Below are 26,700 nucleotides of genomic sequence, written 5' to 3'. Positions count from 1 at the left end.
CGCCCGATTGTCAGCGAGAATTCACTAGAGAGTAAAATTTATCAAGAAATCGTGGGTTTTCAACCCCGCCGTTTACGGCGTTATTGTGTTATAATCAAAATTAAGTCGTTGACTTTGGGAACGCAGGAAACAAGCGACACTCCGTTATCCCTAAATCTCTGTCTGTCAATGGCAAAGTCCACACAGTAAGAGCGTACAGCAATTAAATACGGTGGGACACATCGAAATTGACGCTTGAGGAATAGCCTATCAGTTGGGAAATATGAGAATATTTCCTCTGGCTAGTATGAAAGTGTAAGACCAAAATCAACTTGTTTGGTAGAGGCAACATTCAGCCCAAGAATTCACTTGCCTTCAGGCAGTGGAGTTGTCAAGTATAGCACAACAAGTTTAGTTCGATCGACATGACTATCTATATTGGAAATTTGTCCTACCGCGCCACCGAAGAAGACCTGAAATCAGTATTTGCAGAGTACGGCACAGTCAAGCGAGTTGTCTTACCTACCGACAGGGAAACCGGTCGGATGCGCGGCTTTGCATTTGTCGAGATGATGGAAGATGCCCAAGAAGACGCTGCAATTACCGAGTTAGACGGTGCAGAGTGGATGGGGCGTCCCTTGCGAGTGAACAAAGCTAAACCGAAAGAAGAGGGAAATCGAGGCCCAGGTATGAACAGGAACAGCGGATATTAGTTCGCGATGCGGCGGTTGACATCCTCTCGGAACTCACCTGATGCGCCAGCGTGCAAGTAGCGCCGAATTGCTAGCATCAGTTGATTTGGGAGATGCGATGTCAAATCCGCTGCACAAAAACGTGGACTTTTTCCAGACAGAATTTACGCACCGGAGGCGTAAAACCCGATTTCTTACCAGAAAGAATTGGTTGAAAGCCCGCCCGTCTTTGAGGGAGAAATTAAAATCAGACTATTCATTACTCCAATCCTCGGACTTAAGGGTACAGGTCGCTATCAAACTGTCCCAGGTCAAGCGGTCAACTGTCAAGCGGTCAACTGTCAAGCGGTCAACTGTTAAACGGATACCTAGCTGCTCTAAGCAAGATTTATCAAGAGAAACCGGGTTGATTAGCGTCAGTCTTAGAAAGAGTAAATTCGCCCTTTTTCATCAATATAAACTGACCGATCTTGCCTAGTGCGGCCGTCTGATGTGCTGATGCGAACCGTCACAATGTTTTCCTTGGCATCAACGTTATAGTCGTATTTCAAAGTTGTGGTTCCTCCTTTGACATTAATCGGAATATTGGCAATGTCTCCGGTGCGGTTGCTGACGCGAACCAGGATGTTTTTGCTAGCTCCAACTGGTAAGGATGACAAGGCGACACCTGATTGACCGTATTCTAGGTTTAATCCGGTTTCATTTAACAGTGTCAGGGTAATGTTGCGAGTATTGTCAATCTGTGCTTGAGGTTGCCAGAATCCGGGTTTTGTCCCGCCGTCAGTTGCAGGTTGAGATAATGCTGGATGGGGATGCAGACAGCCGAGGGCGGCGAGTATTGCTGCGGTTGCAATAATTTTTAATTTCATTCTTTGTACCTCCGGGTCAAGTGTGGGTGATATTTCTATGCTAGCTTGAAAAGCTGATGTTTTTAATTGAGAGTTTAGGTTTCCAAATGCGGTATCACTGAACAACTCAAGGATGGAAGGCGATATATCTATGCAGAAACTGGGTTTTTGTAATCACGGTTAAATATTGTTGCTGTTTGGATCGGAATAATAATTTTTGTGCAGGGTTCGGGGGACGCTGGTTAATTGTTAACGATCGCTCGCGCGGCATCTAGCAACAGGCGCTGTTCCGCACGGGCGATCGCCCTGCAAGTCTGTTCTACAGTATCGACATTCACCGAAATAGACGAAATCCCCCACCGCACCAAGGATTCAACTGTTTCGGGATACAAAGCTGGAGCATCGCCACAAATCGAGCAAGGAATGCCCGCAGCCCTGGCTTGTTGGATTAATTGCTCGATCGCCCTCATCACTGCTCGATCGCGCCCGTTGAAACCACCTGCTATTTGTTGGGAGTTGCGGTGAATGCCTAACAGAAACTGAGTTAAATCGTTGGTACCGATGGAAATTCCTTGAACTCCGGCTTTGACGTAATCTGGCAATAAAAACAACACCGAAGGAACTTCCGCCATAATCCACATTTGAAATTGATCGGGCCGATTTTTCCAAATAGTTTCTAAGCGCTGGCGGCAGTAGACAAACTCGTCCACAGAGCGCACGAAAGGCAAAATTAAATTGACATTTGTATGGCCAGACTCGCAGACTTTTTGAAGTACGGACAACTCCCAATCAAATAACTCCGGTTCAAAGGTATCGCTGAAACTGCCGTGAGCTCCTGAATCGCGCAAGTCGAGAGAGCGATAAAATACCGGGTGCGGCGCCACCGCAGCAGCAAATAAGCTGAGACAATCTGCCATGCGATCGACAAATTCCGATTGTTGGCCGTGTTGCAGCCAAATTTTGGGGTTTTGACAGTCCAAAGCTTCCAATGCCATCAATTCCGATCGCAGCAATCCGATGCCGTCGATGGGCAGATTTCTGAGGCGATCGATCGAACTTGTTTGGCTGACATTAACCAGCAGTTGAGTTGCTGTGGGCGCGCCCCAAACATATTCGGGAGATTGTGTCCCTCGCGGTAAGGATGCGGGATTGGTCGATCGCTCTGATGTTGAAGATTGATAATTAGCTATTGACATTTTTGCTGCTGTACTGTAAGTATCCGCATTGTTTGGCGTTTCCTGAAGGGGGTTGCTGTCTGCGGTGTCGATCGCCGGATGTGGGGCGAGGGCAAAAACTTCCCCGCTATCGCCGTCTACCAACACCGCATCGCCCGAGGCGATCGCCCGAGTCGCCCCGGTAACTCCCACAACAGCGGGAATCCCCAATTCTCTCGCTAAAATGGCACCGTGGCCTGTCATGCCTCCTTGTTCGGCAACTATCCCAGCAGCAACTTTCAACCAAGGCAGCCAATTCGGATCGATTGTGCGGGCTACCAAAATGCTTCCGGCTAAGAATTGGGCGTTTTCGGGGTGGGAATTAGTCATAACTTGGGCAATTGCTTCGGCTTTTCCTGAGGCGGCGGCCAAACCTTTGAGGATAGCAGGAGTTCTGGTTTGGGCGATCGCTTTTTCCGGTGCCGGCGCGATTTTTTCCCGTGGCAAAAGACGAAGTTGAGTGAAATAAAACTGCGGTTCGCCACTGTTTGCTGTCTGGTTGAGCGTCCACTCCAAGATTAAATCCGACTCAAATTCGGCGATTACTTTTTTGCTCAATTCAATGAGCTTTTGCAGTTGCAATTCGTCTAAAACGTATTCAGTTTGCGATTTCTCTCCCAGCGCCAAAACTTCCACGCAACTGCCAGCAAAATCGGGAATTAACAATGCAGAATTGGTAATTTTTCGGCTTTTCCAATTCTCTACCTGCGGTTTTTTTTTCGATTTCTCCTCGTCCGCTTTGAGATGGTACGCTAATGTTTTGTAACCGAGCCGCTGGAAGTTAACCGCCCCTGTTTCCGGCTGCACTTGATAGTAATCGGGGATGGTTTCTCCCCGAGCGAGGGACATTCCCAAACCTCTGGTGGCTTGGATTTCCCAGGCTGCACCGCAGTTAGTTTTCACCTCACCTGCGGCGATGGCTGGGAAGATTGGCTGCACCAAAACTGCGGGATTGATTTGCTGTATCTTCATGCCGCACCGCTGCCAGTAAAATAGACTTCGGGCTCTGAAGATTTCTGCCCAAGCTTGTTTGAGTCCGGCCTCAATGGCTTGTGGTTCGGCGCCTACTGCGTGAGATTCCAGGATTCCGGTTGTTTTCGGGTTCCACGAAGTCAGGGAAGGGCGAAAAATTAAGGCTTGGGAGTTGAGTTGGGCAACAGCAGACTGTAGGCTAGAGAGCAGTGTATCTGGCAGTTTGGCGCTGAGGATTTGGTGGCGGATGCTGCGGGCGATCGATTGCAGTTGTTTGGGTTCATCGACATTCAAGTGTAGCGAAGAGTGGGGCCAGTCAGCAAACAGCGGTTCTAGCCAGTCGATCGACTCTAAAAACTGCGAAAATGTTGTAGCCGGCACGACAAAACCCGGTACAGCGGGATGATTTTTCTGAAGCAAACAGCTCAAATAAAATGCTTTTTCTCCGACTGCATCTCGGTCTGAAGGTTGAATTTTGTCTAGCCAGTAGAAGTTTGTCACGCTGGGAGCCTGTCCTTGGAAACTGATTTAATTTTGATAGTTTTTCCCATTAATCACATACCACAATTTTAGGATGAACAAGCGAAAATGGACGGGATTGGTCAAATCTTTTCTCAATCTATTTCTTAAGTCTAACTGTCCTCTTTGTCAGCGATCGGCCACGGAAGAGTTTTGCGGGTACTGCTACAAGCAACTTCAGCGCTGTCAGCTACCGGATCCCGGTCGATGTTGGGATTCACAGCAGCGTGTTTTTGTGTGGGGGGAGTACGGCGGGACTCTCAAACGGGCGATCGCAGCTTTAAAATATGAAGGCAACCCGCAATTAGCGAAACCTCTCGGCGGCTGGCTGGCAGAATCTTGGCTGAGTTTTCCGGAATTAGCTATTGACAATTTAACAGTTGTACCGATTCCCATGCACAAATCAAAGGTCAAGGAACGCGGTTTTAACCAAGCGGAACTTTTGGCGGAAAGTTTTTGCGAGCTGACTGGTTTGCCTTTGCAGCGGCACGGTTTGGAGCGGGTGAAAAATACTCAGGCTTTATTCGCTCTGACAGCACAGCAGCGAAAAGCTGAAATGAAAGATGCTTTAATTTTGGGGAAAGATTTTCGGCGCCGTCTCCCGCGCGATCGAGTTTTGTTAGTTGATGATATTTACACTAGCGGTACTACGGTTAAGTCGGCAATTAAAACTCTGAAAGAGTCGGGAATTTCGGTTTACGGAACTGTGGCACTTGCCAGTCCCCCTCGGCGCGATCGCTAATCTATTTTACATTGAAATTTAAACACGTTCGTAGTGAGGACTTTAGTCCTTCTAAAAATCCTGCGGACTAAAGTCCTCACTACGAACCTATAACCAGGTTTGTAGTGAGGACTTTAGTCCTTCTAAAATCCTGCGGACTAAAGTCCTCACTAGACTAAAGTCCTCACTACGAACCTATAACCAGGTTTGTAGTGAGGACTTTAGTCCTTCTAAAATCCTGCGGACTAAAGTCCTCACTACGAACCTATAACAATTTTTTTGGGGATAAACGAAAGCAAGAAGACGCGAAGTACGCGAAGAAAGAGTAGAGAAGGAAGAGTTTTCAGAATTGATTTATAATTGTTGCAGGTTCAGCGCCAAGCGGAAACTGCTGGCTGATATTCCAGCGACTGCCATCATGCACTAACAAAGTTAACTCCGCAGCGGTAAACTCAAAGTGGAGTTCGCGCGCTGCGGATTCCAGCCAAGCAGTTTGAAAATTCTCCTTTGTTAAATCGCGAAAGGCTACAGTCATGTGCGGTACAAATGGGCGAGTCTGAGAAATGCGATCGACAATTCCCAATTTTGCCGCGACATAACTCATCAAATCTGTTTGCATCTCCAGTAATTGGGGCGATTTGACGACACCGGCGTAAATGACGCGGGGCGCGAAAGCTGCAAAACCTGATAGAGTAACGGGAATTGGCTGCCGGTTTGCCGAAAAGCGCTTCAAGCTTTCCTCTAATTTGGGAACATCCGCCGCTGGCCATTCAAAAGTAGGTTGTAGCGTGATGTGGGGCGGCGAGTTCAACGCACCGCGGCTGTTGTAGTGTTCGGCAAAATACAGTTTAATCTGAGTTATGTGGTTTTGAAGATCCGGAGGGGGCACTAAAGCAATAAAAAATCGCTGTTTTGACGGGTTCATAGGATAGCATCGCAGTGAGGAAGGAACGGTGGAGTACGGGCGATCGAGTATTTACTCACTGCGCCGTACCAAAAACCCCATTCCCAATCTACAATCCAAAATCCAAAATCTAAAATCTAAAATTTAAAATGCCTTGGTTTGTCAAAATTGAGCAGGGAATTGTCGAAAAGCCTGTCTTTGACCAGTACGTGCCAGCTCACAGAGCTTATGTCCGAGATTTGATTTCTAAAGGACACCGAGCGAAAACTGGCTACTGGGCGAGGCGGGGCGGCGGTATGTTGATGTTTGAGGCGGGTTCGATGGATGAGGCAAAGGCGATCGTCGCTGAAGACCCCCTGGTGAAGAACGGTTGCGTTGTTTATGAAATTTATCACTGGTGTGTGGTTGAAGAATAAATAACTGTGCTATACTCATAAATGAACTGGCCCCACGCGATTCCAACGCCCAAATCTTGTCAGGACCGGAAGGTAGCAGCAACACGGGATGCTTGTAATAGGCGTGGTCTCCGGTTCACCCTGTTTTATGAGGTGTAGTTCCTATGCCTGGTTTCGGAGATATTTTACAGAAAGCAGTTTACCTTGGTGTCGGGCTAGCTTCCTACGCTGGTGAAAAAGCTGGCAGCAAGTTAACTGAATTGCGGACTGAAGCCCAAAAGCTGGCAGATGAATTGGTGAAGCGCGGTGAGATGTCAACAGAAGAAGCCCGCCGCTTTGTTGATGATATGGTTCAACAAGCTCAGCAGCAGCAACCGCCTGTAGAAGCGGCTGGGGACAAAAAACCGGCTGAACCTCGGCGGATTGAAATTGTTTCTGAGGAAGAAGAAGTTTCTGCAAAAGAAACTAAAGACACCGGCGGCGTAGACAAGCTCCGCGAACAGGTACAGAATTTACAAGATGAATTGCGGCGGCTCAAGCGCGATTAAGCTGCAAAAAGCTCCCACAGCAAAGCATGAAGGGAACTCAGGATAATAATCTTGAGTTCCCTTTTTGAATATCTTCTCTGTCAGATGTGGGCGGATATACTGCAATAGGTAATAGAATTGAAAGTAGGTGCGATCGCTTCGCCTGAGGCTGACTGCACTTATTTGTTAAATATTTTGCAATAGCAAGCTGTCAAATTCATGGAAGATTGGTCTAAAGATTTTTTTGAAGTAATGGAAAATGCTGTTTCTGAAGTAGAGCATTTTTTCACCGATATCGGCGAAGAGTTTGTCGAAATGCTGGACGTTTTGGCAAAAATTTCGGAAGAGTTTACAGAACAAGTACAAAATAACCTGATTGTTGAAGTTGATGGTTATTTAAATGAATTTGATGGTTATTTAAATGAATTTCTCGAACCAATAATCGAAATTTGCCGGGACTTTGAGCCTGATTTTGATGAGATAGATTCATCGTTTGTGACTTATGTAGACCCTTCGCCAACGCAGCATCCGGTTTGTCGCGGTTGTATGAACTATCACGGTCAAGTTTACGGCGGAAATTTGTTGGTTTGTGCGATGCACCCTACTGGTGTGGAATCGGACAGTTGTCCTGATTGGGAAACTGACGGCGATGTTAATTTTTAAGAGTTTTTGAGGGTTTAATCGCTTATGCTAACGTCAATTCAGTCTCCGTCCAAGATTTCCCTGGAAGAGTTTTTGCTGCTTCCAGAAACTAAGCCGGCTAGCGAGTATGTTGACGGTCAAATTTATCAAAAAGCTATGCCCCAAGGAAAACACAGCACGTTACAATTCGAGTTTCCATCTGTTATCAATCAAGTTGGCAAACCTCAGAAGTTGGCTTATGCTTTTCCAGAATTGCGCTGCTCTTTTGATGGACGTTCTATTGTTCCAGATATCGCAGTATTCGAGTGGTCGCGCATTCCTCTGAATTCTCAGGGAAAAATTGAAAATAGGTTTGAAATTGCACCGGATTGGACAATTGAGATTTTATCGCCGGAGCAAAGTTCAACTCGCGTAATTAATAAGATTCTGTTTTGCCTCAAGAATCATACTAAATTAGGTTGGCTGATAGACCCGGAAGAAGAATTGGTAATGGTTTTTAAACCGCAGCAGGAACCTGAGATTAAAGAGAATGAAGATGTTTTACCCGTACTTGATGTGCTGTCGGATTTGCAATTGTCGGCGGCAAATTTGTTTGAGCTGTTAATTTTTAGTTAGAAATGAGTTACAGTTGAATCGGGGTAATGTTGCATCTAACGGCATTTAAAGGTGAATCGCAATGGCGGCTAATCATTCGCAATCTGGGTTTCCGAGGATGCCGCCATCGCTGCAATTGCGGCAGTATCAGCAACAGGCGGTTGATAATTGGTTTGCCAATCAGGGACGCGGTACGCTGAAGATGGCGACGGGTAGCGGCAAGACGATTACTGCGCTGGCGATCGCCACTGAATTGTACAATAAAATTAACCTGCAAGTCCTGCTCGTAATTTGCCCGTACTGCCATCTGGTGAATCAGTGGGCGCGCGAATCGGAGAAATTTGGTTTAAAACCTATTTTGGCCTTTGATAGCGCCCGCAGTTGGCAAAATAAGCTAGCGGCGGGTTTGTATGAAGTGCGAGCCTCTTCGAGGGCTTCGCTAACGGGCAAGGGACTATTTCTGACAATTATCACAACTAACGCTACATTAATGTTGGATAGCTTGCGATCGCAAATCCGCTATTTCCCCGAAAAAACCCTAATTATTGGAGACGAAGTTCACAACTTAGGCGCGCCCCGTTTAGGAGAAAGTTTGCCGCGAAATATTGGACTGTGCCTCGCCCTTTCCGCCACCCCAGAAAGACACTTCGACGAACAAGGAACCGAAGCTATTTTAGATTATTTCGGCCCTGTTTTGCAGCCGGAACTCACCTTAGCCGACGCCATCCGCCAAAAAGCATTAGTACATTATTTATACTATCCGATTTTAGTCGAATTGACCGCATCCGAAACCCGCAAATATTCCTACTTAACTAAAAAAATTGGCTGGGCGCTGTGGGGCGAGGAAAAAGTAGAACAAAATGATGCTTTAACAACTTTATTAATGCAGCGGGCTAGGTTGATTGGGGCGGCAGCTAATAAACTAACAGCGTTGCGAGAATTAATGATGCACCGTCTCGACACAGCCCATACATTATTTTACTGCGGCGACGGTGCGATGGAATCAGGTGCGCGCCGCAGCAACAACCGCCAACTAACAGAAACCGCGAAATTATTGGGTTCAGAATTAGGCTACCGAGTTAACACTTATACGGCGGCGACTCCGGTAGCAGAAAGAGAACGATTGCGCCAACAATTTGAAAGCGGAGAATTGCAAGGTTTAGTAGCAATTCGCTGTTTGGATGAAGGCGTTGATATTCCAGCAATTCGCCATGCTGTAATTTTAGCAAGCAGCAGCAATCCGCGCCAGTTTGTTCAGCGCCGGGGCCGCATTTTGCGGCCGCATCCGGGGAAGGAAAGGGCAACTTTATTTGACATGATAGTTTTGCCTCCAGATTTGGGTCGAGAAACCTTAGAAGTTGAGCGAAATCTGCTGCGAAAAGAGTTGAAGCGCTTCTTAGAATTTGCCGATTTAGCTGACAATGCTGGGGAAGCTAGGGTGAAATTGCTGCAAATTCAAAGGCGTTACGGGCTGTTAGATATTTGACATTTATTCAGGTTCGGTTTATCTTAAAAAGATAGAATTATTTTATTGCAGTTTGAGTGGTTAGTTGAGTTTGCGATCGCACTTGCGACCTCAGAAACCCGGTTTCTTCCTAAATATCTCGTGAGGGGAGAGCAAAACTCGTAGAAACCGGGTTTCTAGGCCATGCAAAAGCCCTGTAGTTTTTAATTTGGGTAAAGAAATAAGTAAATCCACCTAATTAAACGTCAAATACAGATAACTCAAAAGCAAACTCTATAAGCATTCTTCCTTCTATCCGTTACATCCGTTACATCCGTTACATCCCGTACACCGCTCGTTGCCGAACTTCCTTCTTCCTTCTTCCTTCTTCCTATGACTGAAAATCTAAATGAAAATCTGATTATGGCTTTTAGATATGAAGATAGTGCGATCGCACCAGTACCGATCGCCATTTTAGCAGAAAAGCGTTCCGGTTATCACGCGGACAAAGACTTGAGCGACGTACAGCAACCAATTACCAGCGCGCCGCCGGAAGTCCGACAAATTATCGAGCAGGTATTGGAACTGGAAAAAGATAAACTTTACATGAAATCTCCGCGCTATATTAGCGATGACATTTTGAAAATCATTAAGGAAGCAATTATATGAAATTACTTTCAATAGTTCTCTGCAATTTTCGGCAATTTTATGGCAAAAGTCCCGAAATAAAGCTAGCCTGGGGCGAGAGAAATATCACAGTAATTCATGGCAACAACGGTTCGGGAAAAACAGCCTTAATGAATGCCTTTACCTGGGTGCTGTACGGAAAATTTAGTGCAGCTTTTGCTGCGGAAGAACAATTAGTAAACAAGCGCGCTCTTGCTGAAGCTGAACTGGGAAAAGCTGTAGGTTGTTGGGCAGAAATTGTGTTTGAACATGACAGCAAACGCTACCAAGCCCGGCGTGTTTGTCGCGCCTATAAAACTGAAAATTCAGTAGAACACATCAAAGGCGAATTGTTCCTGCAAGTAGCCAAAGATGACGGTCGCTGGATTCCAACAGCGCAGCATCCAGATGATATTATCGGACGAATTTTGCCAGAAAGTTTGCATCAATATTTCTTTTTTGATGGCGAGCGAATCGAGCAAATTGTACGGCACAATAAGAAAGCCGAAATTGCCGAAGCCACCAAAGAATTGCTGGGAGTAGAGGTGCTGAATCGCTCTATCAAACATTTAATAGATGCTAAAAAATCTCTGGAAACAGATTTAATCCTGATTGGTGGTTCCGAAATAAAAAAACTTTTAAAAGAAAAACAAAATTTTCAAAAAGAAGCCGAGCAGATTTCACAAAGACAAGTAGAAATTCAGGTCGAATTAAATCATCAAGCTGAATTAAAACAAGCAGTTAATGCTGATTTACTCGAACGCAATGGTGCTGCTGAATTGCAAAAATTGCGAGACGAATTAGAAACCCAACGAAGTTTATTTAAAGAAAAAAATAGTCAGGCTTCTGATTCCCTAAAACGAGCAATTTCTGGGCGCGGTTACGCGGTATTTCTGTCGGATGCAGCGGCTGAATTTAACTTAATTTTTGGTAATTTGCGGGAAAAAGGTCAGTTGCTTTCGGGGATTGGGCGGCCGTTTTTGGAAGAGTTATTAGCGCAGCAGCGGTGCATCTGCGGTGCCCTATTAGTGGAGGGTTCTGAAGCGTGCGAAAATGTTAGCGGTTGGATAGATAAAGCGGGTGTTGGCGATGTGGAAGAAACTACAATCAGAATTAGCGATCGCGTCAATGAAATTGACAGACAAGTGGCTGATTTTTGGGAAGAAATTGACCGCCAACAAGACAATATCAGTCGCGATAGAGCCGAACTTTCTCGGGTGGAAAATCAGTTAGACGATATTCACAGCAAGCTGAAAAACTTCCCTGACGGCGATGTCAGCCGCTTGCAAAAGCGCTTGGATGAAATTGAGGCAAAAATTGGTGAATTGCACCGGGAAACAGGCTCTAACCAGCAGCAGATTGAGAGTTTTAATGTGCAGGTGGTGGCTTTGGACAAGCAAATTGACAAGCAGCAACTGAACGAGCAAAGGCAAGTATTGGCCCAGCGCCGGATTGCTGCGACTCAGGATGCGATCGATCGCCTGACAGAAGTGCGATCGCGCTTAGAAAAACAGTTTTGTTCGCACTTAGAAAAGCGAGTGCAAGATATTTTCAGTCAAATTTCTTTTACTCCGTACATCCCCAAGTTGAGCGATAAATACGAACTAACGCTAGTAGAAAATACCTCGGGAAAAGAATCTTTAGTAGCCGCTTCTACCGGAGAAAATCAAATCCTCAGTTTGTCATTTATCGGCGGAATTATTGAGGGCGTGCGCGAGTGGAGTCAAAAGAATACTTTGATGGGCCCGGATAGCAGTACGTTTCCGATTGTCATGGATTCTCCCTTTGGCAGTTTGGACGAGATTTATCGCAAACAAATCGCGAATAAGTTGCCAAAATTGGCGAATCAACTCATAGTTTTGGTAACGAAAACTCAGTGGCGCGGAGAAGTAGCCCGAGAGATGGAAAGTGCGATCGGTAAGGAATACGTGCTGGTGTACAATTCTCCGAAGGCTGATTGCGAGGAAGATGCGATCGACCTCGGCGGGATGCGCTATCCTTTAGTTAAACGCAGCCCGAATGAATTTGAATATACGGAAATAGTAGAGGTGGATTATGGCTTCTAATTCGGCAATTACGCAGGTTTTGGAAACGGATATTTGGCTGAAAGCGACGTGGGAAGAGTTTCTAGCTTTCGCTGAGGATTCAGCTTGGGAAAAAGGCAAGTTTTATTACGATCGAGAACACATGAGGGTAGAAATGTCACCAGTAGGGCCATTGCACGGCAGCGATAATTCCATTGTTTCCTATGTGGTTATTCTGTTTGCTACGTTGAGAAATATCCGAGTAGTTCAGTTTGCAAATACCAGTTTTCGTAAAGCAGGTATTCGTGAGTTTCAACCCGATCTAGCTTACTACATCGGTTCAGATTTGAGAGTGCCTCCTAAAAACAACAATTCACCTATTAATTTGGATCGATACGATCCACCTAATTTAGTAATAGAAATTGGTGCGTCTTCTTTTAACGATGATTTAGGAAGCAAGCGCTTGCTTTATGAAGATGCAGGAATTAGCGAATATTGGGTGGATCGTGCGAATAGGCAGGAGGTTTTTGGATTTGCGATTAATGGCGGAGGTAGTGGCAGAATTCAAGAGTCGCGGGTTTTACCTGGGCTAGAAATTGCGTTAGTTGAGGAAGCTTTGAATCGCAGTCAAACTCAAGATGATGGCGAAATTAGTCGCTGGTTAATTCAAAGTTTTAGTCAAGGTTGAAAGGAGTTTGACATGGAGAAAGAGTATCATAAGTTGGTGCGCGATCGCATTCCTGAAATTATTCGCCAAAGCGGGAATGAATGCGATTTTGTAATTTTGTCCGATCCAGAATACCGTCAAGCTTTGCGGCAGAAATTGATTGAGGAAGCGACAGAAGTGGCTGAGGCTGACAAGGATAATTTGGTGGCGGAATTGGCTGATTTGTATGAGGTGATAGATGCGCTGATGCTGAGTTATGGCATTTCGGGCGATCGAGTTTTGAATGCACAAGCCAAGCGCCGGGAAACAAGAGGAGGTTTTACCAAAAAAATCATGTTATTGCGGACAAAGAAACCGGGTTTCTGAGTTGATATGTTTCGGGCTGACGCATGGGGCCAGAAACCCGGTTTCTATGAGTTTTGAGTTGAGGAATCCACAATATAGGAAGAAACCGGGTTTCTGAGATTATTAAGTTATTACCAGATGTATAATTGTTAAAAATTACATATTCATCCCAATGGCTGCTAACAAAATTAGAATTGCTAAAGACAAAGCCGATTTAGTCAAATCCTTAACTTTATCGGATAACAACTCCGGGCCATTTCAGACTTACGCCGATGTCATCGCCTTCGCCGCAGCCTTGGGAAATTATCGAAAAAAGCGATCGCCCTTGGGGGAAATTTCCAAACGCGAACCCGGTGCGATTGACGTTGATATTTTTGTATCCAGGGGTTACGATATGGCAATTAAGCTAATTGCGATCGCCGAAACCAAAAATCCCCAAATCCTCTCCCATCTCGACGAACAATCGGAAGCAGAACGCTTGCGAATTTTTGAAGAATATGCTAACGGCGGACTAGAAATATTGCGAGAAGAGTTTCGGGGTGCGGCCGATTATACAGATCGCCTTTTGTTGTTTTTAATCTCCGAAAGGGACAATAAACATCGATCGCATGAAGAATTCGATTTAAGCAAATTTTTATTTTAAGAGGTTCCCAATGCAGCAAAAACTAACAGATATCATCAAAAGAGTTTTCAAGCAATCAGTAACAATTGTCGCTTACAGCTACTCACTATTTATTATCTGCTATTTCCTGCTTCAAATATTTTCTGGGGAACGAATATCAATTATTGCCTTGATTAGCACTTTTCTGCCCTTAATTTTATTTCCGATTTTCCTGCTTCCCATCGTCGGATTCTCAATTATCAAAAAAAGATGGTTCTCGGTTATTTCGGCGATCGGCTGCATTCTCCTCATAAGTTGGCTGCACATCAAATACTTTTCTCCAGCACCAATCACCAGCACAGATTCACAGCCTAGCCTCAAAATTTTATCCCATAACGTCGGCTGGCATAAAACTCAGTCACCCACTTTATTTAAACTGATTGACCAGCAAAAACCAGATCTTATATTTTTACAAGAAATCGTGCAGAAACATACTCAAAGAGCTTTCACTTGGTTAAAAGCAGAGTATCCCTATCAAATTGGCACTCCCCCGGTAGGAATTCTCAGTAAATATCCCATTGTCTCCAGCGAAATACTGCACTTAGCAGGCCATCCAGAAACACAGCAGCGGGCAATTATTAAATTTAACCAGCAAGAAATAGTCATTTATAATATGCAAGCTACCGGGCCGTGGTTTAAGAGATATAACATATTACCTTTTCTCAAAATTCCCATTTACAAATATGGCAAACGATCGCCTGAGATTCAAGATTTAGTGCAGCGAGTCGAGCAAGAAACTCTGCCAGTAATTGTCGCGGGCGATTTCAATATGACAGACGAAACTAAAGACTATTATAACGTGCAGAAAGTCCTGCAAGATTCTTTCCGAAAATCTGGATTTGGGTTTGGTTTTACCTGGCCTCACGGTTGGGAACTTAAGTTCTTAGTAAAAAGCTCGAATTTGAGACTAAATTATCCCGTTTGTCGGATTGATTATATTTGGTATTCCAAGCATTGGGGTGCTAAATCGAGTTCGGTTTTGGAAGCAACGGAGTCCGATCATTTGCCTGTGGGAGCAGAATTAGTTTTGTTAAAGTAAGTCAGATTGTGAGAAGTGTTATATATTATTAAAAACATACATTTACAAGCTCTCCCCCAAAATGTCTTGTCCAGATTCAGCACGAATATCCTCGATAGATGGAAAATCTTTTCCCCAAGTTCCAGCCAGGGAAAAAACAAATTCAGCCCAAGGAATCGGAGAGTCTACGGTGTCTGTTTGTTGATTCGCGCTCAAATGCTTAGCACAGACGAATTCAGCGAAAGTGAGGATTTCACTAGCTTGGTCTTTGGGAAGGATTTTGGCGATCGCATAAATCTGTTCAGCGATGGTCATAACCTGGTTCTAGGTAAGGTGCAGATTCAATTATACAAAATCTATTTGCTTCCTGCTTTATCAGTATTCCCCGCTGTGGACTTTTTGGCCAATAAAAATTAGGTAAGGACAGGCGGCAATCCCACCTCTTTCGGATGCACAAACCTGCTATTAAAACTAACAGCTTTATCCTCAAAAGTCCTCGCTTGAGCCACCGCTTGCCGCAAATGAGCTCGATCCATATCGTCCTCAATTCCCGCAACCAAATATACAATTAACTTCGCCGCTAACTCCCTTCCAGAAACCAGCATTCGCTTTTTGTTCGGATCGTACAAAATCCCGTACCACGCAGACTCGGGATTGTCCATGTGGCTAAATCCTTCATCCACATCGTACTTGCGAAGTTTGTCGAAAACAGATTTCAGCGAAAGCTTCTTTCTAAATACTAGAATTCCCAAAGCATTAGCTAAAGCAATTTGACCGACTGGACGGAACAAAATATTTCCCTCGCCACCAGGCTTCTCAAAACTAAATCGGCGCAATTCGGCAGTTTCTTCGCCGCTTTCAATTCTTTGATAGCTGGGCAAAGTTGCTAAATGATCGAACAATTTATGAAACTCTTCTATTCCTTCTTTCAGTTCCTCATCTTCCGGACGCATGGGAATTAAACCTTTTCTTTCCGGCTTCCAATGGGGGAATTTATGTTCTAAATACCGTTGGGCCATATCTTGCAGCGCTTGCAATGTGGTCAACACCGTTGATTTGGCTGCGACTGTGGCGCTGTCCCAATTAACGCGGGGATTTCTGTCTTCTTGTTCATTTAATAAGGGATGAGTGACGGCAATTTTGCGGGCGCAAATCGCAAATCCGTTATCTTCGTTCAATAATGCTAGCTGTCCCTGACTTAGCGTTACCGCCATCAGATTAACGTGCACAAAGATCGATCGCACGCGCCGCTGTGCTTGCTGCCGAGTTTCCCCAGCCACAGCCGCCGGGATAAACTCAATCCCGATTTTTTCGTGAGCTAATTTATACACTGTTTCGGGGTCAATTTGATACTCTTGGGCTAAATCTTCGAGAGTAATTGCATCGCCCACAGGTTTTTTATTTTTGTTGTATCTTTGCAGGATTCCGGTTTTAATTAAACTCATTAAACCTTGAACTCCCATCAGCCGGTGCTGTCCGTCTAAGGCAAAAATCGAGACTTTTTGAGATACATCCAACAGCCCTAAATTCCCGTTTTTATCAAAGGATATAAATTCAGCGGCTGATTTAGTTGCTGCGCCGTTTTCATCCCATTCTTGGGCGTGAGGATTGTCTACCCACGGGGGACTGACTACTACTAAAACGGCGGGGAATTTGTGCGATTTTCTGGCTGCTAAATATTGAGTGAGGGCGGTTTGGCGCGACCAATCTAAGGGGCGCTGAATAATTTCGTCAATGGTTTCGTCGTCGCGGACGATGTTGTTGGTTTGGAGATCGAACTTTTGCCGGAAAAGCGGCATTTGCGAGGCGAAACGGACGCGGGAGTCTAACCATTCTAGGGTGACTGAACCGATGTAGGCTTCGCTGTTTCCCATCTGGGTTTTTTGTACGAAAATGCGATCGTCCTTTCCTAAATAATTATCTAATAAAAGTGCGATTTCCTGTCTTTCGCGATTTTCTTTTTCCAAAAATTGAATAGCGAGGTCAGCCGCTGGATTGGTAGTCATTGATGGTTTTTATATTATTTGGGTGTTTTTCCAAAAATATCATATGTTAAAGTTTGTGTCAAGTGTTGTTTTTAAAAAAAGTTTGTGAAATACTAAAAATAGCTACCAAATGCGATTACCATAAAATGTGTGATTTGTCAATAGATGGTTGGCGATCGGTCGAACTCGATCCGGGTGCGTTTGGGATCGCGCGCTATTATCCGGGTCCGACAGGGGTTGAAACCCCTGTCTCATAGCGAAAGTCGTCTAAAGACGACTGAATATGGATAAATTTCGAGATTTTCAGTCGGTTTTAACCGACTTATGCTATGAGACGGGGGTTTAAACCCCCGGCGGACTTTCGGGTTAGCGATGGGTTTAAACCCCCGGCGGACTTTCGGGTTAGCGAATTAATTGCCTCGCGCCCTTGCTTCATATTTATCTGCGGCTTCAGAAAAAAATATGCTTACTCCTTCCTTTGAATACATTTTGCCGGTCATCCGGGGAATTCAAGCGGGTCGCGAATATTACGTATCGATGTGTCCGGTGCGTTTTTTGCCGAAATTGTTCCCCTTAGATTCTGAAGAATTGCCGCCGTCTCTGCGGGCGAAACGCGCGCTTAACCATGCTAGAATTCCCGGAATTGCTGATTATTTTGTCAAGAATTCGGGAAATTACACTTGTGGGGCGATCGCCGCTTCTATTGATGCGGATATTACTTTTGAAGCAGTGGGAAATGATGCCCAGGAACGCAAAATCGGTTGCTTGCGAGTGCCGATGGATGCTAAGTTTACTATTAATGACGGACAGCACCGGCGCGCGGCTTTTGAGATGGCTTTGCAGGAAAATCCGCAGTTGGGATACGAGACGGTGGCGCTGATTTTGTTTCTGGATATTGGGTTGGAAAATTCGCAGCAAAAGTTTGCCGATTTGAACAATTTTCAGGTTCCTTTGGAGTCGTCGCTAAGCGTACTTTACAATCACCGGGGCGATTCGGCTTTTGTGCTGAAGGCGGTTGTTAAGCAGGTTGAGGTGTTCCGGTGTTTGACTGAGATGGAAAGGGGGAGTTTGAACGGGCGATCGCCGAAATTGTTTGCGCTAAGTGCGATCGATCGTGCTATTATGGCTTTCCTGTCCAACATCCACAGCAGCAAACACGCGAAACCCCCTCGTTACCGCGCCACAAAACAGGAAAAAGAGGCAGAACTTGCTCAACAAATACAACAGGCGGTTAGTTATTGGAATGCGGTCAGCAGTTTTATTCCAGATTGGCAATTAGTGCTGCACAAGCAAGTTGCGGCGGGGGAAATGCGCCGGGATTGCGTGCACTGTCACAGTGTGGTACTGGAGAGTTTGGGGGAAGTTGGGGCTGTTTTGCGATCGGTTTTTCCCGATCGTTGGGAGGAACATTTGAGCCTTTTGCAGCAGGTTGATTGGTCGATTTCTAATCCTGATTGGGAGGGAGGAATTTTGTTGAAAGGGGGAATTTCTAAGTCGAGGGCGAGTGTTAGTTGGATGACTGATTATTTGAAAGTGAGGTTGGGTTTGGAAACCGCAGGTGCACCACAGGCGCGACTCCCGTGCCACAATAAACATCTGGCATAATTCTTGTGGAACAGGCATCCTGCCTGTTCAAAACCTGCTTTTTACCAGATGTCTAATAAAAGCTAGCTGTGAGTTTAAGTAAAATACCGTCGAAACGGTTCTGCAAGAATCCCCAGAATTTGGTCTAGCTGAGTAATAAAATATTCAGTCAAATCAATTTTCAACAACTGATTTTCTAGAACTAGAAATTTCCAGTTTGTACCCGTTGAAACTGCTCCGTAAATCGCAGATTGTTCTTGCCCTTTGCGAGCATTAAATATCTGAGCCGCAGCCATCTGAGCCGCGCACTGTCCCAATCCTATTCTAATATCGTTGTCTTTTGCTTCGACCAATGTCAAAACTGGGGCAGTCACCAATGATTGATTGCTAGACGCGCTGAGGAGAAAGTCGCAAGCACCGGTTAATCCTTTGGTTTCTTCGACATTAAATGTGTTGCCTGAAAAATACCCAATTTTGTTGTTAAAAGTGCGCCGTATTTCGAGTAGAATGGGAGTGATGATTAATTCCGACCGAGCTTTTTCGGTGCTGATACTTGAGGCTAAGTCTAAGGTTTCGTCTAGGGTTTGCTTCAGGCGTTCTGAAGGTGCGATCGGGGAAATTTGGCTGAATAAGTGGGGAATGTCTTCAACGGTTAGATCCAGGGTTGAGACGGCTTGGTCGATCGTTTTGAAGTCGCTGTAGGACATATTAGATTTTTTTGGGGGGTGGGAAAGATGATTTTTTGAACCGCAGATGCACGCGGATGAACGCGGATAGTGATATCATTATCTCCTGTTTAGATCGGGAAATTACTTTTTAGTCTGCTGACAATGCTTAAATTTCTGATTGCGGCGTTATGGTTGTGCCATTGGGCGCTTAACTCTCTGTTTCAAATAGTGTAAAATTTGAGGTGAGATTGTATTTAATTAGAACTGGAGGACAAAATGAGTAGGGGAGAAGAGTCTGAAAATAAGAATTTAGCTTATTATCGCAAATGTTTTGCGGATCTTAATGTCAGTCGTACACGCCAACGTGGCAACGCTCATCATAAGCCAATATTACTATTGTCAGTCATCGACCTAATTGCTCAAGGAATAATTAAAGATAATAAAATTTATGTTTCAGATGATTTGGTGAAAACATTTAACAAGTATTGGGATGTCTTAGGTTCTGACTCTCACCAGCGTGGTTTGCACTATCCATTTTGGCATTTGGAAAGCGATGGATTCTGGCATAACACACTTAAGTCGGGATTTAATGGTTCAAAACCTAAAACAACCAACAAGCTAAGAGAAGCTGTAGAATACGCGAGTTGGGATCGTGAATTATTCCATTTACTCCAAGATCAAAATTCTCGCTCGGAATTAATAGATACACTGGTAGCTGTATGGTTTTCATCAAATAAGGATGATCTCGGAGATATTTTGCAAGTCAATCAAGACTTTGAAAATGTTGTTCTGACAGAAACAGAAATATCAGACACAGCAGGGAATATTGACTCAGAACCGAGGTTCTATTTAACCAAGTCGGCTGTTAGAAATGCTGTTTTCAGGAAAGCCGTAGTACATATATATGATTACAAATGTGCATTTTGTCGATTAAAAGTCATCAGAAATCTAAGTCAAAATATTGTAGATGGCTCACACATTAAGCCATTTTCAAAGTTTTATGACAATCAAATTAATAATGGGATATCATTGTGTAAAAATCATCATTGGGCTTTTGACCAGGGTTGGTTTGCTATAGATGACAATTATAGAATTATCGTCGCTAATGACTTAGAAGAGGAATCGCCAAATGCCAGGACTATGAAAGACTTTCATAGTGAAAATATTCTGTTGCCAACTTTAGACCAATATCTACCAAGACTTGAATCGCTACAGTGGCATCGGCTGAATGTATTTAGAGCATAATGACCTCACTAAATTTACAAACACGACAAAAGTAATGCAAGCACCACTCGTTTCACCTCGTAATGTTCCAGCCTTAGTGGAAGAAATAGAAAAATTAAGTAAAGAAATTAAGGACTTATATTGCTTAGATGATATACCTTGGGTTGTAGGATATTCCGGCGGCAAAGATAGCACTACCGTAGTGCAGCTTATCTGGTATGCAATCGCAGAGTTGCCACCTGAAAAAAGAACGAAAACAATCTATGTAATTACAACTGATACACTGGTAGAAAACCCGATAGTTTCTACTTGGGTGCGTCACTCATTGAAACAGATGAAGTCTGCTGCCATAGAACAACAGCTCCCAATAGAACCTCATCTGCTTTATCCAGATATTAAAGATACTTTCTGGGTAAACTTGATGGGCAAAGGCTACCCAGCACCGAGAAATGGGTTTCGCTGGTGTACTGAACGCCTAAAAATCCTTCCTTCTAATCGGTTTGTTCGTGATGTGGTGAGAATTAATGGGGAAGTGATTTTGATATTGGGTACTCGCAAAGCTGAAAGTATTAAACGCGCTCTTTCAATGGAGAAACATGAAATCGGTCGCATGAGCGATCATTTAAATGATAATTCTAATTCCATTAAATCTCTACTTTATCAGAGTCCTAGTCTGCCTAATTCTCTAATTTATAGTCCGATTGAAGATTGGCGAACAGATGAAGTTTGGATTTATTTGAATCAGTGGTCAAATCCTTGGAAAAATAGCAACAAAGATTTGTTTACTATGTATCGAGGTGCAACAGCAGACAATGAATGTCCTTTAGTTGTCGATACTTCTACGCCGAGTTGTGGCAGTTCTCGCTTTGGTTGCTGGGTTTGCACAATGGTAAACCAAGATAAATCTATGCAGGCAATGATTCAAAACGATGAGGAAAAAGAATGGATGCAGCCTCTCCTGGATATTCGCAACGAATTAGATATTAAAGACGATCGCCCGAAAAGAGACTTCCGCCGCATCTACGGTAGAGTAGAACTGTTTGAACGCAACATGGGCGACGACAAAACCTCCGTCGAACCCATCCCAGGGCCCTACACCAAAATTTGGCGGGAACACTGGCTGAGACGAGTCTTGGAAGCACAAACCCACATCCGCAAAACCGCACCCCTAGAAATGCGCGACATTACCTTAATTACCCCGGAAGAACTTAGCGAAATCCGCCGCATTTGGCTGGAACAAAAGCACGAATTTGACGACTCTTTGCCCCGCATTTATGAAGAAGTCACGGGCGAACCTTTTGCAGATTCCCGCCCAGCCGCCGAAAGAAAACTCCTCGGTAGCGACGAATGGACTGCGATCGCAGAAATTTGCAGCGAGGACGAAATGCACCTCGAATTGATGGCAAAACTCCTCGATACAGAACGCCAATATTACACAAAACCCCGCCGTACAGGCATTTACGCCGATTTGGACAAATGCTTTGAAACCAGTTCGCGATCGAAGGAGGAAGCTATTGGTAACGCCCACTACCAGCGCAACTTAAAAACTGCGGTGGAAGCTGTGAAAGCAAATCCGACTGAGAAAATTCAGCAAGTCAAAGATGCGATCGCCCAAACCAACAATTCCGCCAAAAACGAGACCGTCGATATTGCCAAACTCAAACAAGAACTTGAAAGCAACAGCAATCAAGGGAAGCAGCTATCTTGGGCGGATATCAAATATTCTACTCCCGATGTAGGAGATAAAAATAGCAAAGATTAGCGCGCGCTAGCCTGCGGTTAAACCCCAAACTTGTTGACAGCCACTTTCTGCGATCGCATATAATGGTTGTCAACTAACCGCAGCATTACCAAACCCTCATCGTTTAAATTACCAAATTTTTACGACCATGATAGATCCTAATATTCCCCATCAGGATATGACATACAGCATCATCGGCTGTGCAATGAGAGTACACCGAAGGACGCAAAAAGGTTTAAGAGAAAAACACTACCAAAGAGCCTTTGATGCAGAAATGCTGAAATCCGGTATTACAACAGAAATGGAATATCCCAAACAAATTTACGACGGTCAAGTCTGGATGGGAATCCTCTATCTAGACCATTGGGTCAATGAATGTATTGTAGTAGAGGATAAAGCCGTAAATTATCCAATGACCGACAAAGATAAAGCTCAAATCATAGCTTACTTAGCAGCGACAGGAGCACAAGTAGGTTTATTTATAAACTTTGGGCGCAGCAAATTAGAATATCACCGCATTCTCCCACCAAAATCTGTACAAGGTTGGCAACAACACATTCAACCTTACTTGTGGCGGCCCAGAACAAGTGGCAGAGGCTGGATGAGGGGAAGTTCAGGATCCTATGAAGAAACAGATGCCGAACTCCCCTTACCTCCCAGCATTGGGCCCCAAAACCAGGAGGAAGATTCAACCGATGTAATTGATTGGTAGGAAGGGGGGAAGCGGTTAGCAACGGATTCGGTAACGGATGTAACGGATGATTAGCAACGGATTCGGTAACGGATGTAACGGATGATTAGCAACGGATTCGGTAACGGATGTAACGGATGGTTAGTCACTGATTAATTATCACATCTAATCCCTTCCTAATATTTTCCCACCAACCAGCAACCCATCCGTTAAATCCGTTACAAAATCCGCTGCTAACCGCCCCCCACCAACCAACTATCGATTACCAAATCCCTCACCAATAACCCACCAACCACCAACAACATTTACAATGCAATTCCTCGAACTCGTACTCAAAAACTTCGGCCCCTATGCAGGCACCCAAACCATCAATCTCCGCCCCGAAAAAGACGGAAATGCCTGCCCAGTCATCCTATTTGGCGGTATGAACGGCGGCGGCAAAACCACCCTCATAGACGGCATTCGCCTCGCCCTCTACGGCGGCCGCGCCCAATGTTCCACCAGAGGCAATTTAAGCTACAGCGACTTCCTCAATCAATCCATTAACCGCCACACTCCCCCATTAGAAGATACCCGCGTCGAACTAACTTTTGAACAAGTCCAAGACGACCAATTAACTCAATTTAAAATTGTTAGATACTGGAAAAAACTCGATATCAAAGATAGCTTAAGCATTCTCATATATAGCGAAATAGTCAAGGATTGGTGGTCGGACAAAGCGATTACCAACACCTGGGACGAATACATCGAAACTCTTTTGCCAGTCGGAATATCCAACCTGTTTCTGTTTGACGGCGAACAAGTAAAAGAACTCGCCGAACTCGAAACTCCGCCCGAGTTTGTCGTCGGGGCGATTAAATCTTTGTTGGGTTTAGAATTAGCAGAACGCCTCGCAGTGGATTTGGAAATATTAGCCGGCCGCAAGCGCAAAGAAATTGCTGGCAAAAAAGACTTGGCTGCTTTAGAGAAAATTGAACAAACTTTTCAGGAAATTACTGCTGAGAAAGACTTGGCGATCGAAAAACAAGCCAGCTTTAAAAACGAATTAGAAAAAGCTCAAAAAAACCAGCAACAAGCATCAGACAAGTTTATTTATCAAGGCGGAAAAATTGCTGCCGATCGCAGTCAACTAGACAGACAGCTAAACGACTACAAAGATCGGGCAGACAAAACCCGTATAGCCATGATGGAGTTGGCATCAAATACCCTACCCCTAGCCCTAATTGCGCCCCTGCTAAGTGAAGCAAAAACCCAAGCCGAAACCGAAGCCAGCCAGCAGCAAGCAAAGATTGCCCAAAATGTTATTAAACAAAGAAGCGATCGCCTCCTCAACTATATCGCCGAAATCTCGTTAAATGCCCAACAGCTAGATAAAATTCAAGACTTTATCCGCCAAGAAGATCGAGAACTAGAACAGCAAGCTGGAACCGACACCCCGCCCTGGCTGAACGCCGACAACGACAACATCCAGCAACTAGAAAATCTCCTTAGCTACCAAATCCCAGCCCAGCAAAATCTAGCCGCCCAACAAATAGCAGAAATCACCCACATCGAAACAGAAATCGATTTCACAGACAGAGAACTCGCGGCAGCCGCTTCCCCCGAAGCTTACGAGAAACTTGAATCAGAGGTCAGGAATGCTCAAAAAGCAGTCGCCATTGCAGCCGCAGCCTTGGAATCAGCCGATCGCCAGATCGCAGAATTAGACAAAGAATTAGCCAAAACCCAGAAACAACTAGAAAGCTACAGCAGCGAATACATTACCATCAGAAACAGCCAACACGTCATCGCTTCGATCGCGAAAGCACAAAATACCCTCAAACTCTTCAAAGAAAAACTCACCCTCAAAAAACTCAACAAACTCGAAATAGAAATTACCGACTGTTTTCGCTATTTGTTGCACAAAACCGACCTCGTGCACAGAGTTGCGATCGACACTGACACATTTAGCCTCTCAATTTACGATCCAGAAGGCAAACTGGTACCCAAACACCGACTTTCGGCTGGGGAAAAACAACTGCTGGCGATCGCCTTTTTGTGGGGATTGGCCAGAGTATCCGGGAGACAGTTACCAGTCGCGATCGACACACCCCTGGGCCGCCTCGACTCATCCCACAGAAACAACCTAGTCGAACGCTATTTTCCCTCAGCCAGCCACCAAGTCATCCTGCTTTCTACCGACACGGAGATTAGCCAAACAGAATATGATAAGCTGCAAGAATTAGAGGCGATCGCCCACAGCTACCTCCTCAATTATGACTCCGCCAAACGCCAAACTACCGTCGAACCTGGTTATTTTTGGGCATAAAAAATAGCGACAAAATTTTCCGCAACCCCCTTGACTTTTGCCGGGGAGTTGCGGTAGTATATATAGCATAATGGGATGGTTGCGAAAATTTTATTTTTGCCACCATCCCATTATTAAGGATAAATCCTACTAAAATCAGAATACCAAAAACCGCTGAATTAATCAAGCCCGCGCCGTGTAAAAATTTGTAAATTTTAGTTTGACAACGGTGTCAAAAAACGTAAATTTAGAGGCTGAGCCTCCCAAATATTAACACTATTTACAAAATATCAAACACAAAATATCAAACAATTCTCAACTCATGGAACCACCAGTCGATCGCATTTGCCTCTCTCAAACCGCCAAAGACCAACTATCTAAACTGAAACGATCGACTAAAATCGATCGGTGGAACGTCCTGTGCAGGTGGGGATTTTGCCGATCGCTCGCCGAGCCCAGCATCCCATCCCCAGTACCGATTCCCAGCGACAGCAATGTGGAACTAAGCTGGGATGTTTTTGGCGGCGACATGGCAGATATCTTGATAATTGCGCTCAAGCAGCGCTGTTACCAAGATAATTTGGGTACGGACAAAGAAACTCTCGCGAAACAGTTTCGCCTCCACTTACACCGAGGTATTGGCTATTTGGCTGGCGATCCTAATATTAAGAAGATTGAAGATTTGGTGGCGATCGCTCGCTGAGCCTGAGAAATTGAGAAATTAAACGAACCGCGAAGGCGCGAAGGACGCGAAGGAAGAAGGGAAGAGAAGGGATGGGTTCACAATTTATTTCAGTAACAGCGGGAAGAAATGACTCACAGGCCCTTGACCTTCTCCAATATCTAAAGCATATTTCAGGGCAGTTGTCACATAATTCTTAGCCAATGTCACCGCTGTAAACAAATCTTTACCCAAAGTTAGATTAGCGGCGATCGCAGCACTTAAAGTACATCCAGTCCCGTGAGTATTCCCAGTATTCACCGTCTCAGTTTTCAACACATCCAACCGCGTACCGTCAAACCAAACATCTATTCCCCGCAAATCCCCTTTCATCCCGCCACCTTTGACTAAAACAGCTTTCGCGCCCAAACTGTGAATTTTCTCCGCCGCCGATCGCATATCATCAACAGACTCAATCTTCAAACCGCTCAAAATTTGAGCCTCAAACCGATTGGGAGTTACAACAGCAGCCAAAGGAATTAAATTATCCCGCAAAAATGCGATCGCCCCGTCGTCAATCAGTCGATCGCCCGATCGCGATACCATTACCGGATCGACAACCAAATTCCCTATTCCCAAAGCCTCAACCTGTGAAGCCACCGCCACCATAATTTCCCGGTTCAGCAACATCCCTGTCTTGACGGCATCCACCCCAATATCACCCACCACCGCCTCAATTTGAGCCGCCACCGCCTCCGCAGCCATGGCATCGACCCGGGTCACACCTAAAGTATTTTGAGCCGTTACGCAAGTCAGAGCGCTCGTACCGTGGACGCAGTGAAACGCAAAAGTCCGCAAATCCGCCTGAATTCCGGCCCCGCCACCACTATCAGATCCTGCGATCGTCATTGCAACTGGTATTTTTGATTTCTTGATTTCCGGCATAATTACAGCAGTTTTCAGGTATGTTCGCGTCCGATCGTTCGTAGTGTGGACTTTAGTCCGCTCTCAACCTGCGGACTAAAGT

The 26,700-nt window shown here is 44.9% G+C and carries 26 protein-coding genes and 1 other RNA gene; 20 read left to right on the top strand and 7 right to left on the bottom strand.

Translation table 11 applies throughout. The features are described from left to right. Positions 1–404 precede the first annotated feature (404 nt). Positions 405–692 (top strand): RNA-binding protein, encoded by a 288-nt coding sequence (locus tag JGK39_RS14150; protein ID WP_293179249.1) that lies wholly within the window; start codon positions 405–407, stop codon positions 690–692. 401 nt (positions 693–1,093) lie between these two features. Here JGK39_RS14150 and JGK39_RS14145 read toward each other — a convergent pair whose 3' ends face one another. Both JGK39_RS14145 and JGK39_RS14140 read right to left on the bottom strand, forming a co-directional pair. Then, the gene (locus JGK39_RS14145; RefSeq protein WP_293248191.1) at positions 1,094–1,540 is read right to left on the bottom strand and encodes a hypothetical protein; all 447 of its coding nucleotides are present in this window, start codon (positions 1,538–1,540) and stop codon (positions 1,094–1,096) included. 221 nt (positions 1,541–1,761) lie between these two features. Continuing rightward, positions 1,762–4,206 (bottom strand): putative PEP-binding protein, encoded by a 2,445-nt coding sequence (locus JGK39_RS14140; protein WP_293248188.1) that lies wholly within the window; start codon positions 4,204–4,206, stop codon positions 1,762–1,764. Positions 4,207–4,279: 73 nt separating this feature from the next. Between JGK39_RS14140 and JGK39_RS14135 the strand changes: the two genes are divergently transcribed. Next, on the top strand, positions 4,280–4,966 hold the full coding sequence (locus JGK39_RS14135; protein WP_293248185.1) for a ComF family protein: 687 nt from the start codon (positions 4,280–4,282) through the stop codon (positions 4,964–4,966). A gap of 322 nt (positions 4,967–5,288) precedes the next feature. Here the strand turns inward: JGK39_RS14135 and JGK39_RS14130 are convergent, their stop codons facing one another. After that, positions 5,289–5,870: a 2'-5' RNA ligase family protein gene (locus tag JGK39_RS14130; RefSeq protein WP_293248182.1), complete on the bottom strand. Its 582-nt coding sequence runs from the start codon at positions 5,868–5,870 to the stop codon at positions 5,289–5,291. 128 nt (positions 5,871–5,998) lie between these two features. On the opposite strand from JGK39_RS14130, the gene JGK39_RS14125 reads away from it, so the two are divergent. The 12 genes from JGK39_RS14125 to JGK39_RS14070 all read left to right on the top strand — a co-directional run bounded on the left by JGK39_RS14125 (position 5,999) and on the right by JGK39_RS14070 (position 14,853). Next, positions 5,999–6,265 (top strand): YciI family protein, encoded by a 267-nt coding sequence (locus tag JGK39_RS14125; protein ID WP_293248179.1) that lies wholly within the window; start codon positions 5,999–6,001, stop codon positions 6,263–6,265. A gap of 23 nt (positions 6,266–6,288) precedes the next feature. Further along, positions 6,289–6,385: signal recognition particle sRNA small type (gene ffs, locus JGK39_RS14120), an RNA gene on the top strand. Between the two features lie 23 nt (positions 6,386–6,408). Continuing rightward, positions 6,409–6,792 carry a hypothetical protein gene (locus JGK39_RS14115; RefSeq protein ID WP_293248176.1) on the top strand — a complete coding sequence of 128 codons (384 nt, stop codon included), beginning with the start codon at positions 6,409–6,411 and terminating at the stop codon, positions 6,790–6,792. Between the two features lie 198 nt (positions 6,793–6,990). Next, positions 6,991–7,434, top strand: a complete 444-nt coding sequence (locus JGK39_RS14110) for a hypothetical protein (protein WP_293179265.1) — start codon at positions 6,991–6,993, stop codon at positions 7,432–7,434. A 24-nt stretch (positions 7,435–7,458) separates the two neighbouring features. After that, the gene (locus tag JGK39_RS14105) at positions 7,459–8,028 is read left to right on the top strand and encodes a Uma2 family endonuclease (protein WP_293248173.1); all 570 of its coding nucleotides are present in this window, start codon (positions 7,459–7,461) and stop codon (positions 8,026–8,028) included. Between the two features lie 61 nt (positions 8,029–8,089). Continuing rightward, positions 8,090–9,493: a DNA phosphorothioation system restriction enzyme gene (locus JGK39_RS14100; RefSeq protein WP_293296896.1), complete on the top strand. Its 1,404-nt coding sequence runs from the start codon at positions 8,090–8,092 to the stop codon at positions 9,491–9,493. A 381-nt stretch (positions 9,494–9,874) separates the two neighbouring features. Then, positions 9,875–10,120: a hypothetical protein gene (locus JGK39_RS14095; protein ID WP_293248167.1), complete on the top strand. Its 246-nt coding sequence runs from the start codon at positions 9,875–9,877 to the stop codon at positions 10,118–10,120. Continuing rightward, positions 10,117–12,183, top strand: coding sequence for an AAA family ATPase (locus JGK39_RS14090; protein WP_293248164.1), 2,067 nt, complete (start codon positions 10,117–10,119; stop codon positions 12,181–12,183). Before JGK39_RS14095 ends, JGK39_RS14090 begins: the two co-directional genes overlap by 4 nt. Continuing rightward, positions 12,173–12,829 carry a Uma2 family endonuclease gene (locus JGK39_RS14085; RefSeq protein ID WP_293248161.1) on the top strand — a complete coding sequence of 219 codons (657 nt, stop codon included), beginning with the start codon at positions 12,173–12,175 and terminating at the stop codon, positions 12,827–12,829. Before JGK39_RS14090 ends, JGK39_RS14085 begins: the two co-directional genes overlap by 11 nt. A gap of 12 nt (positions 12,830–12,841) precedes the next feature. Next, the gene (locus JGK39_RS14080) at positions 12,842–13,174 is read left to right on the top strand and encodes a nucleoside triphosphate pyrophosphohydrolase (RefSeq protein WP_293248158.1); all 333 of its coding nucleotides are present in this window, start codon (positions 12,842–12,844) and stop codon (positions 13,172–13,174) included. Between the two features lie 151 nt (positions 13,175–13,325). Then, a complete protein-coding gene (locus JGK39_RS14075) occupies positions 13,326–13,796 on the top strand; it encodes a DNA phosphorothioation-associated protein 4 (protein WP_293248155.1) in 471 nt (156 codons plus the stop codon). Between the two features lie 10 nt (positions 13,797–13,806). After that, positions 13,807–14,853 carry an endonuclease/exonuclease/phosphatase family protein gene (locus JGK39_RS14070; RefSeq protein ID WP_293248152.1) on the top strand — a complete coding sequence of 349 codons (1,047 nt, stop codon included), beginning with the start codon at positions 13,807–13,809 and terminating at the stop codon, positions 14,851–14,853. A gap of 42 nt (positions 14,854–14,895) precedes the next feature. Here JGK39_RS14070 and JGK39_RS14065 read toward each other — a convergent pair whose 3' ends face one another. Both JGK39_RS14065 and JGK39_RS14060 read right to left on the bottom strand, forming a co-directional pair. Next, positions 14,896–15,147 (bottom strand): DUF2281 domain-containing protein, encoded by a 252-nt coding sequence (locus tag JGK39_RS14065; RefSeq protein WP_293248149.1) that lies wholly within the window; start codon positions 15,145–15,147, stop codon positions 14,896–14,898. 98 nt (positions 15,148–15,245) lie between these two features. Beyond that, positions 15,246–16,838, bottom strand: a complete 1,593-nt coding sequence (locus tag JGK39_RS14060) for a DGQHR domain-containing protein (RefSeq protein ID WP_293248146.1) — start codon at positions 16,836–16,838, stop codon at positions 15,246–15,248. A gap of 441 nt (positions 16,839–17,279) precedes the next feature. Here JGK39_RS14060 and dndB point away from each other — a divergent pair, with 441 nt between their 5' ends. Next, positions 17,280–18,422: a DNA sulfur modification protein DndB gene (dndB, locus tag JGK39_RS14055; RefSeq protein ID WP_293296898.1), complete on the top strand. Its 1,143-nt coding sequence runs from the start codon at positions 17,280–17,282 to the stop codon at positions 18,420–18,422. A 74-nt stretch (positions 18,423–18,496) separates the two neighbouring features. On the opposite strand, the gene JGK39_RS14050 is transcribed toward dndB, so the two are convergent. Further along, entirely contained in the window at positions 18,497–19,108 is a 612-nt protein-coding gene (locus JGK39_RS14050) for a hypothetical protein (RefSeq protein WP_293248140.1), read from the bottom strand. A gap of 237 nt (positions 19,109–19,345) precedes the next feature. On the opposite strand from JGK39_RS14050, the gene JGK39_RS14045 reads away from it, so the two are divergent. The 5 genes from JGK39_RS14045 to dndE all read left to right on the top strand — a co-directional run bounded on the left by JGK39_RS14045 (position 19,346) and on the right by dndE (position 25,715). Then, positions 19,346–20,314 (top strand): HNH endonuclease, encoded by a 969-nt coding sequence (locus tag JGK39_RS14045; RefSeq protein ID WP_293248137.1) that lies wholly within the window; start codon positions 19,346–19,348, stop codon positions 20,312–20,314. 34 nt (positions 20,315–20,348) lie between these two features. Beyond that, a complete protein-coding gene (gene dndC, locus JGK39_RS14040; RefSeq protein ID WP_293296900.1) occupies positions 20,349–22,055 on the top strand; it encodes a DNA phosphorothioation system sulfurtransferase DndC in 1,707 nt (568 codons plus the stop codon). A gap of 127 nt (positions 22,056–22,182) precedes the next feature. Then, positions 22,183–22,746 carry a GxxExxY protein gene (locus JGK39_RS14035; protein WP_293248131.1) on the top strand — a complete coding sequence of 188 codons (564 nt, stop codon included), beginning with the start codon at positions 22,183–22,185 and terminating at the stop codon, positions 22,744–22,746. Positions 22,747–23,035: 289 nt separating this feature from the next. Further along, entirely contained in the window at positions 23,036–25,033 is a 1,998-nt protein-coding gene (gene dndD / locus JGK39_RS14030) for a DNA sulfur modification protein DndD (RefSeq protein WP_293296902.1), read from the top strand. Positions 25,034–25,334: 301 nt separating this feature from the next. Next, complete coding sequence (dndE, locus tag JGK39_RS14025; protein WP_293248125.1) at positions 25,335–25,715, top strand: DNA sulfur modification protein DndE; 381 nt, start codon at positions 25,335–25,337, stop codon at positions 25,713–25,715. An 84-nt stretch (positions 25,716–25,799) separates the two neighbouring features. Here the strand turns inward: dndE and thiD are convergent, their stop codons facing one another. Next, the gene (thiD, locus tag JGK39_RS14020) at positions 25,800–26,618 is read right to left on the bottom strand and encodes a bifunctional hydroxymethylpyrimidine kinase/phosphomethylpyrimidine kinase (protein ID WP_293248122.1); all 819 of its coding nucleotides are present in this window, start codon (positions 26,616–26,618) and stop codon (positions 25,800–25,802) included. Positions 26,619–26,700: the final 82 nt, after the last annotated feature.

It is taken from the genome of Microcoleus sp. PH2017_12_PCY_D_A, from assembly GCF_020738565.1.
GTDB lineage: Bacteria > Cyanobacteriota > Cyanobacteriia > Cyanobacteriales > Microcoleaceae > Microcoleus.
The sequence above is the reverse complement of the archived record's forward strand: the minus strand, read 5'-3'. Positions and strand labels throughout refer to the sequence as shown.